This is a genomic window from Streptomyces sp. GDS52 (genome assembly GCF_052246875.1).
Lineage (GTDB): Bacteria > Actinomycetota > Actinomycetes > Streptomycetales > Streptomycetaceae > Streptomyces > Streptomyces cathayae.
Genome location: NZ_CM125966.1, coordinates 4298739 through 4314293 on the forward strand (window position 1 = coordinate 4298739; position 15555 = coordinate 4314293).

12 protein-coding genes and 1 tRNA gene are annotated in these 15555 nt (G+C 71.3%); 6 read left to right on the forward strand and 7 right to left on the reverse strand.

Going from position 1 to position 15555, the window contains the following annotated elements:
• The first annotated feature begins 17 nt into the window (after window positions 1-17).
• Both ACTWJ9_RS19735 and ACTWJ9_RS19740 read left to right on the forward strand, forming a co-directional pair.
• Window positions 18-1421, forward strand: a complete 1404-nt coding sequence (locus ACTWJ9_RS19735) for an NAD(P)/FAD-dependent oxidoreductase (RefSeq protein WP_279335561.1) — start codon at window positions 18-20, stop codon at window positions 1419-1421.
• A gap of 238 nt (window positions 1422-1659) precedes the next feature.
• A complete protein-coding gene (locus tag ACTWJ9_RS19740) occupies window positions 1660-2958 on the forward strand; it encodes a cyclopropane-fatty-acyl-phospholipid synthase (protein WP_279335562.1) in 1299 nt (432 codons plus the stop codon).
• Between the two features lie 123 nt (window positions 2959-3081).
• Here ACTWJ9_RS19740 and ACTWJ9_RS19745 read toward each other — a convergent pair whose 3' ends face one another.
• Together ACTWJ9_RS19745 and ACTWJ9_RS19750 are read right to left on the reverse strand one after the other, a co-directional pair.
• Window positions 3082-5610: an ABC transporter permease gene (locus ACTWJ9_RS19745; protein ID WP_279335563.1), complete on the reverse strand. Its 2529-nt coding sequence runs from the start codon at window positions 5608-5610 to the stop codon at window positions 3082-3084.
• A 133-nt stretch (window positions 5611-5743) separates the two neighbouring features.
• Window positions 5744-6541: an ABC transporter ATP-binding protein gene (locus ACTWJ9_RS19750; protein WP_279335564.1), complete on the reverse strand. Its 798-nt coding sequence runs from the start codon at window positions 6539-6541 to the stop codon at window positions 5744-5746.
• Between the two features lie 422 nt (window positions 6542-6963).
• Between ACTWJ9_RS19750 and ACTWJ9_RS19755 the strand changes: the two genes are divergently transcribed.
• From ACTWJ9_RS19755 to ACTWJ9_RS19765, 3 genes are all read left to right on the forward strand, one after another.
• Window positions 6964-7048, forward strand: a tRNA-Leu gene (locus tag ACTWJ9_RS19755).
• A 298-nt stretch (window positions 7049-7346) separates the two neighbouring features.
• Window positions 7347-8576: an RCC1 domain-containing protein gene (locus tag ACTWJ9_RS19760; protein WP_443294515.1), complete on the forward strand. Its 1230-nt coding sequence runs from the start codon at window positions 7347-7349 to the stop codon at window positions 8574-8576.
• 190 nt (window positions 8577-8766) lie between these two features.
• Complete coding sequence (locus tag ACTWJ9_RS19765) at window positions 8767-9675, forward strand: Bax inhibitor-1/YccA family protein (protein WP_279335566.1); 909 nt, start codon at window positions 8767-8769, stop codon at window positions 9673-9675.
• A 107-nt stretch (window positions 9676-9782) separates the two neighbouring features.
• Here the strand turns inward: ACTWJ9_RS19765 and ACTWJ9_RS19770 are convergent, their stop codons facing one another.
• A complete protein-coding gene (locus ACTWJ9_RS19770) occupies window positions 9783-10013 on the reverse strand; it encodes a DUF4287 domain-containing protein (protein ID WP_279335567.1) in 231 nt (76 codons plus the stop codon).
• A 100-nt stretch (window positions 10014-10113) separates the two neighbouring features.
• Between ACTWJ9_RS19770 and ACTWJ9_RS19775 the strand changes: the two genes are divergently transcribed.
• On the forward strand, window positions 10114-10425 hold the full coding sequence (locus ACTWJ9_RS19775) for a hypothetical protein (RefSeq protein WP_279335568.1): 312 nt from the start codon (window positions 10114-10116) through the stop codon (window positions 10423-10425).
• Between the two features lie 91 nt (window positions 10426-10516).
• On the opposite strand, the gene ACTWJ9_RS19780 is transcribed toward ACTWJ9_RS19775, so the two are convergent.
• From ACTWJ9_RS19780 to ACTWJ9_RS19795, 4 genes are all read right to left on the reverse strand, one after another.
• Entirely contained in the window at window positions 10517-11362 is an 846-nt protein-coding gene (locus ACTWJ9_RS19780) for a hypothetical protein (RefSeq protein ID WP_279335569.1), read from the reverse strand.
• Between the two features lie 336 nt (window positions 11363-11698).
• Window positions 11699-12919 carry an acetyl-CoA C-acetyltransferase gene (locus ACTWJ9_RS19785; RefSeq protein ID WP_279335570.1) on the reverse strand — a complete coding sequence of 407 codons (1221 nt, stop codon included), beginning with the start codon at window positions 12917-12919 and terminating at the stop codon, window positions 11699-11701.
• Between the two features lie 130 nt (window positions 12920-13049).
• On the reverse strand, window positions 13050-14189 hold the full coding sequence (locus ACTWJ9_RS19790) for an acyltransferase family protein (RefSeq protein WP_279335571.1): 1140 nt from the start codon (window positions 14187-14189) through the stop codon (window positions 13050-13052).
• A 162-nt stretch (window positions 14190-14351) separates the two neighbouring features.
• Window positions 14352-15380, reverse strand: a complete 1029-nt coding sequence (locus tag ACTWJ9_RS19795) for an SGNH/GDSL hydrolase family protein (RefSeq protein ID WP_279335572.1) — start codon at window positions 15378-15380, stop codon at window positions 14352-14354.
• Window positions 15381-15555 lie beyond the last annotated feature (175 nt).

Here is a 15555-nt window from a genome sequence, read left to right on the forward strand (position 1 = left end):
GGGGGATACTCGATGGCATGAGCACCACGGAGCGTCCCAGGATCCTCGTAGTAGGCGGTGGGTACGTAGGCCTGTACGCAGCTCGGCGCATCCAGAAGAAGATGCGCTACGGCGAGGCGACCGTCACCGTCGTCGACCCGCGGTCGTACATGACCTACCAGCCCTTCCTGCCCGAAGCCGCCGCCGGCAACATCTCCCCGCGGCACGTCGTCGTCCCCCTGCGACGCGTGCTTCCCAAGGCGGAGGTCCTCACCGGCCGGGTCACCACCATCGACCAGGACCGCAAGGTCGCCACGGTCGCGCCGCTGGTCGGCGAGGCCTACGAACTGCCCTTCGACTACCTGGTGATCGCGCTCGGCGCGGTCTCCCGCACCTTCCCGATCCCCGGCCTCGCCGAGCAGGGCATCGGCATGAAGGGCATCGAGGAGGCCATCGGCCTGCGCAACCACGTCCTCGAGCAGCTCGACAAGGCCGACTCCACCACGGACGAGGAGATCCGCCGCAAGGCGCTCACCTTCGTCTTCGTCGGCGGCGGCTTCGCGGGCGCGGAGACCATCGGCGAGGTCGAGGACCTGGCCCGGGACGCGGCCAAGTACTACAAGAACGTGTCCCGTGAGGACATGCGCTTCATCCTCGTCGACGCCGCCGACAAGATCCTCCCCGAGGTGGGTCCGAAGCTCGGCCAGTACGGCAAGGAGCACCTCGAGAGCCGCGGCGTCGAGGTCTACCTCTCCACCTCCATGGACTCCTGCGTCGACGGCCACGTCGTGCTGAAGAACGGCCTCGAGGTCGACTCCCACACCATCGTGTGGACGGCGGGCGTCAAGCCCAACCCGGCCCTGGCCCGCTTCGGCCTGCCGCTGGGCCCGCGCGGCCACGTCGACACCCAGCCGACCCTCCAGGTCACCGACAGTGACTACATCTGGGCCGCGGGCGACAACGCCCAGGTGCCGGACCTCGTGGGCCGCAAGGCCGGCAACGAGAACGCCTGGTGCCCGCCGAACGCCCAGCACGCGCTGCGCCAGGCCAAGGTGCTCGGCGACAACGTGGTCTCCGCCATGAGGGGCTTCCCGCAGAAGGAGTACAGCCACGCCAACAAGGGCGCGGTGGCGGGCCTCGGCCTGCACAAGGGCGTCGCGATGATCGTCGTCGGCAAGATGAAGATCAAGCTGAAGGGCCGGCTGGCCTGGTACATGCACCGCACGTACCACGGCATGGCGATGCCGACCTTCAACCGCAAGATCCGTGTCTTCGCCGACTGGACCCTCGCCATGTTCCTCAAGCGCGAGGTCGTGTCCCTGGGCGCGATCGAGTCCCCGCGCGAGGAGTTCTACGAGGCCGCGAAGCCGGCGCCGGTGCCCGCGGCCGCGGAGCCGGTGAAGACCGAGAAGACGGAGAAGGCCGAGGCCAAGGCTTCCTGAGCCGCCGGTCCCCGGACCGGTCCCGGACCCGTCCGGTCCCAGGCTCATCGGTCACCCGAAGGGGTCGCCCGCCATCCGTGGTGCGGGTGGCCCCTTCGGTGCTTTTGCCTGTTTCTGACGCGTGCCGGGTACGTTCCGGCGGCCGCAGGTGTTTACGTGGTGAGGACATTCCGGGATCGCCTTCCCCGAGCTCTCGACCTCGCTCGAGCAGGGGACGCACCTAGCGGAGGTGTACACCATGAGAGACGCCGCTCCGCGGCTGAAGGGCCTCGTCGAACAGTTGCTGGGCACGCCCGTCCCGCTGCGCATCCGCGCCTGGGACGGATCACAGGCCGGCCCCCCGGGCGCACCGACCCTCGTCGTACGCAACCGCCGGGCCGTGCGCCACCTGCTGTGGAAGCCGGGCGAACTCGGCCTCGCCCGCGCCTGGGTGGCCGGCGACCTGGGCGTCGACGGCGACCTCTACACCGCCCTCGACCTGCTCTCCGGCCTCCTCTGGGAGCGCGCTGAGGGCGCCCCCGCCCCGGCCCGGTCGCTGCGCGACCCCGAGGTCCGTTCCGCCGTCCGCGGCCTCCTCGCGCTGGCCGGCCCGCCGCTGCCGCCCGGCCCGCCCCCGGAGGAGGCCCGCAGGCCCCGCCGCGGCCTGCACACCAAGCGCAGCGACCGACGCGCCATCAGCCACCACTACGACGTCGGCAACGACTTCTACGAGATCGTCCTCGGCCCGTCCATGGTGTACTCCTGCGCCTACTGGCCGGCCCCGCCCCCGCGGGGCACCCTCGAGGAGGCCCAGCGCGACAAGCTGGAACTCGTCTGCCGCAAGCTCGCCCTGACACCGGGCCGGCGCCTGCTGGACGTCGGCTGCGGCTGGGGCTCCATGGCGATCCACGCCGCCCGCGAGCACGAGGTGGACGTCGTCGGCATCACCCTCTCCGGGGAGCAGGCCGCCTACGCCCGTAAGCGCGTCGCCGACGAAGGGCTCACCGACCGCGTCGAGATCAGGGTCCAGGACTACCGGGACGTCCCGGACGGCCCCTACGACGCGATCTCCTCGATCGGCATGGCCGAACACGTCGGCTCCCAGCGGTACCTGGAGTACGCCACGGTCCTGCACCGCCTCCTGAAGCCCGGCGGACGGCTGCTGAACCACCAGATCGCGCGCCGCCCGCAGCGGGACGAATCGGCGTACCGCCTGAACCCGTTCATGGACGCCTACGTCTTCCCCGACGGTGAACTCGCCCCCGTGGGCACCACGGTGTCCCTGCTGGAGCGGGCCGGCTTCGAGGCGTGTGACGTCGAGTCGCTCCGCGAGCACTACGCCCTCACCCTGCGCCGCTGGGTGGCGCAGCTGGAGGCGGGGTGGGACCGGGCCGTCGAACTCGCCGGCCCGGGACGTGCCCGCGTCTGGCTGCTGTACATGGCCGCCTCCGCGCTCGCCTTCGAACACGGCCGCATCGGCGTCAACCAGGTGCTGGCCGTGAAGACCCCCGCCTCCGGCACCTCCGGCCTCCCCCTGCGCGCCCGCACCTGGAACTGACCGGCTCACCCCGGGCCCCGACGCGGAAGGGGCGGGCCCCGTCGCGGTGACCGGTCGTCGGTCACCGCGACGGGGCCCGCCCGCGCGTGCTGTTCGGCCGCGCGTGCCGCGCCTCCTGCCCGGTCACTCGGTCTTGATCGCCTGCAGCATGTTCAGCCGGGCCGCCCGCCGGGCCGGCCACAGCGCCGCCAGCACGCCCACGACACCGGCCAGCAGCAGGAAGAGCGTCAGCCGCTCCCAGGGCAGGACCAGTTCGTACGTCGGCATCCTGGCACCCAGGAGCTGACCGGCCGCCCAGCCGAAGAACACGCCCAGCCCGATGCCGAGCACCCCGCCGAACAGGGAGATCACCAGGGACTCCAGGCGGACCATCCGCTTGACGCCCTGGCGGTCCAGGCCGATCGCGCGCAGCATGCCGATCTCCTGGGACCGCTCGAACACCGACATGGCCAGGGTGTTGATGACCCCGATCACCGCGACCAGCACGGCCATGGCCAGCAGGCCGTAGACCATGTTCAGGATCAGCGTGAACATCTGCGCCAGCTCGTTGGAGAGGTCCTGCTTGTCCTGGACCTTGATCGCGGGGTTGGCGCCGAGGGCCTTCGCCAGACTGTCCTTCGCCGCGTCGGAGGCGCCGTCGGAGGTCTTCACCAGGAGCAGCATGTCGTCCGGGTCCGACTGGTGCGGGGCGAGCGTCGCGGTGTCGAGCATGATGCCGCGGAACATCTCGTTGCCCTCGTAGACACCGGCGACCGTCAGCTTCTGCTTCTTGCCGTCCTCGTAGGCGATGGTGAGGCCGGAACCGGCCTTCCAGCCGCGGCGCTCGGCCGTCTCGTGGTCGACGACGATCCGCGTGCCGCCCACCTCGAAGGCGCCCTCCCGGACCGGGAACTCGGTCAGCCCGCCGATCGCGGCGCCGTCGACACCGGTCAGGAACGCGGTCTCCCCGTCGATGCGGGCCGCCGCGTTGCGCATGGGGCTGACGGCGGTGACGCCGTCGGCCTCCCGCAGCATGCGCCCCACGTCCGGCGTCAGCCCGTGGCCGTTCGCCATGGACACCACGTAGTCGGCCTTGATCGAGGAGGACGCCATCTTGTCGATGGACTTCTGCAGGCTGCCCGCCACCACCGTCATACCGGTGATCAGGGTGAGACCGATCATCAGCGCGGACGCGGTCGCGGCGGTACGGCGCGGATTGCGCACCGAGTTCTGCCGGGCCAGCTTCCCGGACACCCCGAAGAGGCGGAGCACCGGAGCCGCGGCGGCGATCAGCGGGCGGGACAGCAGGGGCGTCAGGACGAACACACCGATGATCAGCAGCACCGCGCCGAGCCCCATGGGGGCCTGGCCGTCCGAGGCGTCCATCGTCGTGGCCACGAGGACCACCGCGACACCGGCCCCCGCGAAGAGCGCGCCGAGCGTGTTGCGCAGCACCAGCGACCTGGTCGTCGCCTGGGCGTGCACCGAGCTCATCGCCGCCACCGGCGGGATCTTCGCGGCCCGCCGCCCGGGCAGCCAGGCGGCGAGCATGGTGATCAGGATGCCGACCGCGAACGCGGTGCCGACGGTGCCCGGCGTGACCACCAGGGGGCCGTCGGGCATGGTCGCGCCCAGCGACCCCACCAGGGACCGCAGCCCGGCGCCGATGCCGACACCGGTGAGCAGCCCGACCACGGCGGCGACCGCACCCACCAGGAACGCCTCGATCAGCACCGACCGCGTGACCTGCCGGCGGGAGGCGCCGACCGCGCGCATCAGCGCCAGTTCCCTGGTGCGCTGGGCGACCAGCATGGTGAAGGTGTTGGCGATGATGAACGTACCGACGAACAACGCGATACCGGCGAACACCAGCAGGCCCTGCTTCAGACCGCTCATCGACGAGGCGATCATCTCCGCCTGCGCGTCGGCGAGTTCGCCGCCGGTTCTGGTGCTGACGGTGCCGGCGGGCAGCGCCTTCTCCAGCTGCGACTGCAGCGCCGCCTCGGAGACGCCGTCCTTCGCCTTGACGGCGATCTCGTCGAACGTGCCCGCCTTGCCGAACATCCTCTGCGCGGTCGCGGTGTCGAACAGGGTGAGGCTTCCACCGGCCGCGACATTGCCGTCGTCCGTGGTGAAGACACCGGTGACGACCGGCTCCAGCACGGGACCGTCGACCGACATCCGTACGGTGTCACCGACCTGGTAGCCGGTGCGCTTCGCGGTCTCGGAGTCGATGAGGATCTCGTCGGCGCCCTTGGGCGCGCGTCCGTCGGTCAGCGGGTAGCGGGGGTCGTCGTCGCCCCAGTAGTTGCCGCCCTGCGACTGGAAGCCGTCGCCGACCAGCTTGCCGTCCTTGCCCGCGAGGGCGGTGAACCCCTGGACGACCCCGATGGCCCGCGCGGCACCGGGCACCCCGGCGCTGTCGTCGACCATGGCCGGAGTCAGCTCGTGGTACTCGCCGGGCTTGTCGCCCTCGGGCTCCCTCCACTCGGCGGTGACGGCGACGTCGATGTGGTCGAAGCCCTTGGCGGACTGCTTCTGGAGAGCGTCGGAGATGGTGTTGGTGAAGACCAGGGTCCCCGACACGAAGGCCACGCCGAGCATCACGGCGAGCACGGTCATCAGGAGCCGGGCCTTGTGCGCGAGCACGTTGCGCAAGGCGGTACGGAACATGGGTGTCTTCTCGGGTATGTAGGTATGAGGGTGGGGATGCGGGCCGCGGGAGGTGCGGCGGGGCGTCGGCATCGGGGCGTCGACCGCTGACGGAACCTCGATCAACGGCGGACGTGACCCTGCTGACGTTGTCTCAGCTGGTGCGCCCCTTGGCGTCGAACTTCTTCATGCGGTCGAGCACCGAGTCGGCCGTCGGCCCGTGCATCTCGTCCACGATCCTGCCGTCCGCGAGGAACACCACCCGGTCCGCGTAGGCCGCGGCGACCGGGTCGTGGGTCACCATGACCACCGTCTGCCCCAGCTCGCGCACGGAGTTGCGCAGGAAGCCCAACACCTCGGCGCCGGAGCGGGAGTCCAGGTTTCCGGTGGGCTCGTCGCCGAAGATGATGTCGGGCTGGGAGGCCAACGCCCGCGCCACGGCCACCCGTTGCTGCTGCCCGCCGGACAGCTGCGCGGGCCGGTGGCTCAGCCGGTCGGACAGGCCGACCATCCGGATCACCTTCTCCAGCCACTCCTTGTCCGGCTTGCGCCCCGCGATGTCCATCGGAAGGGTGATGTTCTCCAGGGCCGTGAGGGTCGGCAGCAGGTTGAACGCCTGGAAGATGAAGCCGATCTTGTCCCGGCGCAGCTTGGTCAGCTGCTTGTCCTTCAGGGAGCCCAGCTCGGTGTCACCGATGCGCACGGAACCGGACGAGAACGTGTCGAGACCGGCGACGCAGTGCATCAGCGTGGACTTGCCGGACCCCGACGGGCCCATGATCGCGGTGAACTCTGCCTGCTGGAAGCCGACGGAGACCTGGTCGAGGGCGACCACCTGGGTCTCGCCCTGGCCGTAGATCTTCGACAGGTCCGTGGCGCGCGCGGCCACGGTGGTGATCCGGTCGGCGGGGGGTCCCCCCGGGCGGAGTCCGGGGGAGGGTGCGGTGGTCACGGGATGGACACTCCTGTCGGGACGGCTGTTTCGCCGGAACGGGGACGTGGTCCATCGTTTCGCGTGTTCACCGCCGTGTAGTCAGCCGCTGCTCCGGTTGTGGGGGGCGACTCGGGGCTGACCGCCGGGGCGGCGGTCATACCTGGGGATGACGCCCGCCCCTGCCTCCGGGAGGAGACGGCCCGAGCGGTGGACATCGGCAGAACGGGTGGAGCGCCCTTGTTCGTACGGTGAAATTCCGTCATTCCGCATGCGCGGCCGGCCCTGGTCAACAAGGCTTGTGGCAAGTGCTGATGGCGCTTTCCGTGGCCTGATGCTCCCTCAGGCGCCAATAAAATAAGACAACATGGGGTCACCGCCCTGCTGTGGGGGAGAGGGGTCCCGATAGGCTCGGCGGGTGCCCGACGCGGAGCCCTTGGCCTGCCCGGATGGTGGAATGCAGACACGGCGAGCTTAAACCTCGCTGCCCCGGCGAGGGGCGTGCCGGTTCAAGTCCGGCTCCGGGCACTATCACCCCCACCGTGGCCGATCCGTGGGAATGCCGAGCCGGTGGCGCGGTGGTGGACCTGTCGCCCGGTGGGACCTGGGCCTCGTACTCGATGCCCTGGATCGTGCGCTCCAGCTTGTCGGCGTCGCGGGCGCAGACGGCTTCCAGGGTTTTCCGAGTCTCGTAGACCTCGGACCTGGGTACCGCCCACACCCTTTGTGAGTACGACGACTCATCGGAAACGGGTCAGGGGGATGTGATGATCCGGGTGTCCGGGGCGGTTCGTGCCTCGGGGGTTTCTCGACGGGGGTGGGGGCTGTGGTCGGTTCGGTGTGGCTGCGGGTGCTGGTCGCGGGGGTGGCCGTGCTCGGGCTGGCCGGGTGCAGCAAGGCGGACCGGGCGGTGATCGGGGCGCCGGGCTGTCCGGACGGGGGGTCCGCCGGGCGTCCGGACCCGGCGCGGCCGCAGACCGGTGCGGTGTGGGCGTACGGGCCGCACTCCGGTCTGCCCGACGGTGCGCGGGCCGGGGGCGCGGTGCCGGGGTGGTCGGACGTCGTCTCGGTCGCCGACAGCGGCTACACCACCGTGGCGGTGAAGGCCGACGGCACCGTCTGGGCGTACGGCACCAACATCAAGGGCTCCCTGGGGCAGGGTGCGCACGAACGCGTCTACGAGGGCGAGCCGCGCCGGGTGGCCGGGATCAGCGACGCGCGCTCCGTCCACGTCGGCGGTGAGACGTTCTTCGTCGTACGGCGGGACGGCACGGTGACGGCCTGGGGGTCGCAGAACATCCTGGTCAACGCGGGGAAGAGGGAAGGGCACCAGGGGGTGCCCACGCCCCGCACCGTCCCCGGTGCCGAGGACGTCGTCTCCATGGGGCCGGGGTCCCTCACCACGTTCGCCCTGCGGTCCGACGGGCGGGTGCTCGGGTGGGGCATCAACCTCACCGACGTCCTGGGGGACGAGAACGGCACCGGCCTGACGGAGGTCGACGGCGTCGAGGGCGTCGTCGACGTGGCCTCGGCGGGCGGCGCGGTGGTCGCGGTGAGGGGCGACGGCCGGGTCTGCGCCTGGGGGAACAACGCTCACGGACTGCTCGGCGTGGAGCCGCACGGCGGCCAGACCGGGCGTCCGGTGCTGGTGCCGGGGCTGGAGAACATCGTGCGGGTGGCGGGCGGCGAGGACCTCGCGTTCGCCCTCGACGAGGACGGTGCCGTCTGGGCCTGGGGGCGCGGGGCGAGCGGTGTCCTCGGCGACGGCGACACCTCGGAGCACTCCTCGGCGAAGCCGGTCCGGGTGCGGGGCCTTCCCGCCGTCCGGAGCATCGCGGCCTTCCAGTACACCGGCCTCGCCGTCGACACCGACGGCGGGCTCTGGGGGTGGGGCTCCGGGCTGGTGCTGGGCGACCACGGCAAGGGCCGGGCCGATGGGACGCCCGTGCGCATCACCGTTCCCGGGCCGGTCCTCGAGGTCTCCGGCCGGCATGTGATCGTCGAGGCGGCCTCCGAGGAGACCGGGGACGGTGCGGGAGCGGCCGACCGCGGGTGATCTCCGGCCGGTTCCGGACAGGTTCCAGGTCGGTCATGGTTCGAGCCCCTGCGGTGAGGGGAATCACGTGGCCGCGTAGCGTGTTGCGCAGCATGACGAGGGAAAGATCCTTCCTAGGCAGGGGGTCTTTCCTTTGCCTACCCATTACTCTTGAGCCCAAGGCCATGCTGTGTGGCCATGGAGGAGTGCAATGAGGAGCAGAAACCCGGTCTTCTCGCGACGGGGGTTCAGCCGCGACAACGGCTACGCGGGCTTCAACACCGCGCCGCAGGCCGGGGGTCCCGCTGTCGCCACGCAGGGCAACCCGTACGCGCAGCCCACCGGTAGCCCGTACGCGCAGAACCCCTACGCGCAGAACCCGTACGGACAGCAGGATCTGCAGCACGGCGCGCCGCCGCAGGCGCCGGCCGCGACCGGCCGGATGACCATCGACGACGTCATCATGCGCACGGCGAGCACGCTCGGCCTGCTCATCGTCGCCGCGGCCCTCTCCTGGGCCCTGTTGCCCGTCGACGAGGCCAACATCAGCCGGGCCTACGGCATCGGCATCGGCGCCGCGCTGCTCGGCATGGTCCTGGCGCTCGTGCAGTCGTTCAAGCGCAAGGCCTCGCCCGCGCTGATCCTGACGTACGCCGCCGTCGAGGGTGTCTTCCTCGGCGTCATCTCCAACATCGTCGACACCCATGTCGCCAACGGTGCGGCCATGCAGGCCGTGCTCGGCACCATGGCGGTCTTCGCCGGCGTGCTGGTGGCGTACAAGGCGGGCTGGATTCGCGTCAACCGCCGTTTCTACGGCTTCGTGATGGCGGCCGCGCTCGGCTTCATCCTGCTGATGGGCGTGAACCTGCTGTTCGCGGTGTTCGGCGGCGGTGACGGCCTCGGCTTCCGCAGCGGCCCGCTCGGCATCGTCTTCGGCATCGTCGGCATCATCCTCGGTGCCTGCTTCCTCGCCCTGGACTTCAAGCAGGTCGAGGACGGCCTCGCCTACGGCGCTCCGCGCGAGGAGGCATGGTTCGCGGCCTTCGGCCTCACGCTGACGCTGGTGTGGATCTACCTCGAGTTCCTGCGGCTCATCGCGATCTTCAACAGCAGCGACTGACGCCACGCCACAGTGGTGGCACGTGCACGCGAAGGGCCCCGGGGTCTCCCCGGGGCCCTTCGCCGTGGTGCGGACGGTGGGACGTGCCGGCCAGGGGGCGCGTGTGCCTAGAGCAGTTTGCGCGCGGCCCTTCTCAGGTCGTACTCGTGGACGATCGCCTTGGCGTGGCCGTACGCCAGGTCGTACTCGTGGCGGAGCCAGCTGACCTTCTCCTCGAAGCGGAAGAGGGACGGGCCTTCTTCGACGGTGCGCAGCCAGTCGGAGATCTCACGACCGGTGCAGCGCGGGATACGGGCGAGCAGGTTGCGATGGGTCTCCTCGGAGAAGACTTGGGACATCGGCGCCTCCAGCGCAGGGGTGTGAGCCGGTCCTTCAGGTCACCGTGCCTGAGTGTTCGTCCGTTGGCAACAGCCCTGCCACGCCGCGTACGCTCACCGCGTGCTTGATACGACGCCGCTCACCCGTGCCGTGGACCATTTCGCCGACCGCCTGCGGGCCGCGCCGCAGAGCCGGCTGCAGCGGGGAGCCGCTGCCGAGGCGCTCGCTCTGGCCAGGGAGTTGGCGCGGTGGACCCAGCGTGTCGAGGAGCCGGGCACCGAGCCCCGCGAGATGCCCGACGCGGGCATGTTCGCCGCCGCCGACCAGATCTCCGTCGCCGGCCACGACCTGGCCCTCGTACTGAGGGACGAGAGGGAGGTCGAGGAGGCGGTGCGGCTCGTGGAGGAGGCGCAGAAACGCGCCGGGGTGTAGGCGACCGCGGAGGAGGCGCCCCGGGTCAGCCCTGGAGCAGCGCCGGGTCATCCCCGGGTCATCCCCGGGTCATCCCCGGGTCATCCCCGGGTCAGAGGGACGCGATGACGCGGTCCGCCAGGATGTAGACGTTCTCCTCGCCGCAGGCGAAGGTCAGGGTGTACGCGCCCGAGACGCCGGAGCCGCCGAGCAGGAACGGGGTCTCGCCCTCGCGCAGGGCCGCGGCCAGGCGCTCCGCGGTCTCGCGGTGGCCCGGTGTCATGCACAGCGTCGTGCCGTCGGCGAAGACGTAGACGTCCAGCGTGCCCAGCGGGCCGGGACGGACGTCGGTCAGCTCCACCTCGGAGGCGGCCAGCTCCTCCAGCGTGGACACGGTGCGCTCGTCGTCGGCGACGGCCGGGACCGGAACGGGAACGAAGTCCGGGTGCGAGGGGTGCCGTCGGCGGGCCGCGGCCAGCTCGGGGGAGTCCGCGGAGGTGCCGCCCTGGACGAGGTCCTTGGGATCCTTGGGGTCCCTGAAGTCCTTGGAGTCCTTGGGCGCGTACGGGTCGGCGTCGGTGCCCGGCTCGGTCACCGGCTCCAGACCGACGAAATCGGCCTGCCGCGGCAGGAACAGCTCACTGTCGGCCAGACCCAGCAGGGTCGGCGCGTCGGAGACGTCACGGGCCTCCTGGGCGGCCCAGAACGCCCGCGCCTCGGCGAGCTCCCGTTCCCGTTCCTCCGCGAGGGCCTCGGCCACGGCCACGCGTATCTCCTCGGCATGGGCCGAGCGGGCGGCGGGCAGCAGCGCGCGCAGGGCGGCGGCGTTGTTCCTGGCCAGCTCGGTGTGCAGAGCCGCGACCTGTCGGCGCAGCACCCAGATGCTGCGCAGGACAGCGACGCCCACGGCGCCGGTGGCGACCGTGGTGACCAGCAGGGCGATCGGCATGGCGCTCACTGACGTACTCCCGGTTCAAAGTCGACCCCCGACTTCCTACATCAGCTTGAAGGGCGGACTAACCATCTGTCAGTGCGTAACGTCACGAAACGGACAGAGTGTGGTTTCCGGACTGGGTGGGGACAGGGCTCTGACCTGCGAGGATCCCCTCGGCGAGGGAGATAGGTCACATCCTGGGGGAGATTGGATCACGGAACGGCCCGGAACCCCGGTGGTACGGGGGTTCCGGGCCGTCGTCTCACCGACCGTTCCGCTCCGGCTACTGTGCGGCTCGCTGCGGCGGTCGGCCGAGGAAGCCGGTCGAGGGGGTCGAGGCGGTCGGCCGGGTCGGGCCGATCAGCTGAGGCGCTCGATGACCATGGCCATGCCCTGGCCGCCGCCGACGCACATCGTCTCCAGGCCGAACTGCTTGTCGTGGAACTGCAGGGAGTTGATGAGCGTGGCGGTGATGCGGGCGCCGGTCATGCCGAAGGGGTGGCCGACGGCGATGGCGCCGCCGTTGACGTTCAGCTTCTCCAGCGGGATGCCGAGCTCGCGGTAGGAGGGGATCACCTGGGCGGCGAACGCCTCGTTGATCTCGGCCAGGTCGATGTCGTCGATGGTGAGTCCGGCGCGGGACAGGGCCTGCTTGCTCGCCTCGACCGGGCCGAGGCCCATGATCTCGGGGGAGAGGCCGGAGACGCCGGTGGAGACGATCCGGGCGAGCGGGGTCAGACCGAGCTCACGGGCCTTGGTGTCACTCATGATGACGAGGGCGGCGGCACCGTCGTTGAGCGGGCAGCAGTTGCCGGCGGTGACCAGGCCGTCGGGGCGGAAGACGGGCTTGAGGCCGGAGACGCCCTCCAGGGTGACCCCGGCGCGCGGGCCGTCGTCCTTGGCGACGACGGTGCCGTCGGGCAGCGTCACCGGGGTGATCTCGCGCTCCCAGAAGCCGTTCTTGATGGCCTCCTCGGCGAGGTTCTGCGAGCGGACGCCGAACTCGTCCATGTCCTGGCGGGTGACGCCCTTGGCGCGCGCCAGGTTCTCGGCGGTCTGGCCCATCGCGATGTAGGCGTCCGGGACGAGACCGTCCTCGCGCGGGTCGTGCCAGGTGGTGCCCTCCTGCTCCGCGACGGCGGCGGTACGGGCCTCGGCCTCGGCGAAGAACGGGTTGCGGGTGTCGGGAAGGCTGTCGGAGTTGCCCTTGGTGAACCGGGAGACCGTCTCGACGCCGGCCGAGATGAAGACGTCGCCCTCCCCGGCCTTGATGGCGTGCAGCGCCATGCGGGAGGTCTGCAGGGACGACGAGCAGTAACGGGTGACGGTGCAGCCGGGGAGGTGGTCCATCCCCATCTGCACGGCGACGATGCGGCCGAGGTTGTTGCCCTGCTCGCCGCCGGGCAGGCCGCAGCCGAGCATCAGGTCGTCGATGTCCCTCGGGTCCAGCTCGGGGACCTTGGCGAGGGCGGCCTGGATGATCGAGGCAGTCAGGTCGTCCGGGCGTACGTCCTTCAGGGAGCCCTTGAAGGCACGGCCGATGGGGGAGCGGGCGGCTGAGACGATCACGGCTTCGGGCATCACGGCTCCTGAGGGGAGGGGCGGCGCGTAGCGCCTCGTTGGGGGGTGGTCGGACGGCGGAAGGACGTACCGGATGGTCGGACGGGGCTGCTTGGGAAGTTACCCGGACGTAAGCCGTCGGTCACGGCCATCAGCGTGTGATCCGGACCTCTTCTCTAAGCGCCTGCTTAGGGTGTATGGCGGCCGGGGCGGACGGGGGCGTCGCCGCGGGCGCCGGGGAGGCCGCCGGGGGTGCCGCGGCGGGGGCCGGGGCCAGCAGCCGGCCCACCGGCGGCCGGGTCAGCGGCCGGACGAGCCTGCGGACGAACGGCGAGGCGAGGACCATCGTCAGCAGGACTCCGAAGGCGACGAGCGCGACCAGCTCCAGCGGGGTGTCCGCCCGGGCGATCAGGCCCTTCTCCCGCAGCGGCAGGATGACCAGTGGGTGCAGCAGGTAGACGGTGAACCCGCCCGCCCCGAGCGCGGAGACCAGCGGCACCCGCCGCCTGGGCATCAGCCGCAGCATGCAGAGCACCAGTGCCGCCGCCGAGGCCAGTACGGCCAGTCGGATCAGCCAGGCGCCCTCCAGGCCGAGCGGAGTGTCGGCCCGGTAGGCGTGGCGCATGGAGAGCCAGTACCCCGGGATGTCCCGGTGCCACAGCGCCGCCGCGGTGAGCGAGCCGAGGACTCCGGCCACGGCGACCGGCAGGCTCCACCGGCTCTCGAACCACTCCCGGAGCATGCCCTGGCCCAGCCGCCAGCCGAAGTAGAACAGCGGCAGGTACACCAGCGTCCGGCTGGCCGAGAACTGGAGCCCGAACTCCTCCACGTACCCGAGCCCGAGCGCCACGGCCGTGGTGACCAGCAGCGGATGGCGCAGCTGGACCACCAGCGGCAGCAGCAGCCGCCAGCAGAACAGCGACATCAGGAACCACAGCGTCCACGGCAGCTGGGCGATGTGCAGATCCAGGGGGCCGCCGAGCGCCTTCGTCTCCAGCGAGAACAGCAGGCTGAAGATCAGGGCGGGCAGCACGATGCTGCCCAGCAGGGTGCGCAGGTGGCGTGGGCCGAGCGGCCCCGCACTGCTGAAGACACCCGCCAGCACGACGAAGGCCGGGACCCGGAAGGCCCAGGCCGCGACATGGAAGGCGTGCAGCGAGTCGTGCCGGTCCATGATGCTGCCCACGGTGTGCAGGACCACGATCAGTGTGGCGGACACGAACCGGGCGTTGTCCCACCAGGGGGTACGGGTCCGGCTCTGGCCGGTGGATTCCGGAAGCGGCTTTTCCATCGCGGGGGCGTGCTCCTGACAGCAGTGTGGCAGTGGAGACACACCCTCGCGAAGGGTGAGGGTGATTCGGTTACGTACCGCCTCTCGAACAGTGAACTGTGCGTGTAGGAAAGGTGGCCCGTGTACAGGGAGGGCGGGGAGGACGGGGGCCGGGACTCCGCCTCACACGCCGGACGGGCTGGCGGGGGACGGTTCCGTCTCGCCGACCCGGCGCCTGCGCCTGCGCTTGAGCAGGGCCCAGGGGCCCCGGTAGCCGGCCGGCGTCACCGCCGCGACCTCCGTGCCCGCCTCGGACGCGGCCTCCGCCGCGGCTCGGGCGACCGGCAGGAAACCCTCGCGGCGGGAGGCGTCGGGGCGCTCCTGGTCCGCCGGCCACAGGCCGAGGGCCGCGCAGGCCGTCGGGAGGACCGCCATCGCCGCGGTGGCGTACCCCTCCGCGGAGGGGTGGTAGTTGTCGGGGCCGAAGAGCTCGCGGGGGTTCGCCGCGAACTCGGGACCCAGCAGATCGCCCAGTGACACCGTGCGCCCGCCCTGTTCGACCGTGCCGATCGTCTGGGCCGCCGCCAGCTGCCGGGAGGCCCGCCGGGCCAGCCAGCGCAGGGGCTGCCACACCGGCTCGATCGTGCCCAGGTCCGGACAGGTGCCGACGACGACCTCCGCTCCGGCCGTCCGCAGCCGGCGTACCGCCGAGGCCAGGTGGCGGACGGAGAGGGCGGGTGACAGACGGTGCGTGACGTCGTTCGCCCCGACCATGATCACGCAGATGTCGGGCGCCCGGGCCGGATCGGCCAGGGCCCGGCTCACCTGCCGGTCCAGGTCGTCGGAGCGGGCTCCGGGCACCGCCACCGTGCTCAGCCCCACGGGCCGTTCCGCGATCGCCGCGACACCCGACGCCAGCAGTGCGCCCGGGGTCTGCCCGGCCCGGTGCACCCCCTGGCCGGCGGCCGTGGAGTCGCCCAGCATCGTCAGCCGCAGCGCCGGTTCGCCGGGCACCGTGTAGGCGGCGCCGTACAGACCGTCCGCGTTCGGTACGTGAGGAGTCACGCCGTTGCCCACCCGCCACCGCGCCAGCCGGGCCTCGGCCAGCAGCAGCCCGACGGCGGCCGCACCGGCCAGCCCGACGCCCCCGCCGCCGTACGCCGCGCCCGCCGCGATCCGCCGGGCCGATCTCGCCCTCGACATGCGTGTCATGCCTCGCCGCCACCTCCTCGAAGCCGTACACCCAGTGCTTGCCCCGTACGGACCGTGTTCCAATCTCGACGGTGGGTGAACGACCCGGCCGGGTCGTGGCGGACAGTGATCCGGGAGCAGGCTCTAGGCTGGCAGCACCACGACAACCACACCTTTTGCAGTATCCGGAGACAAC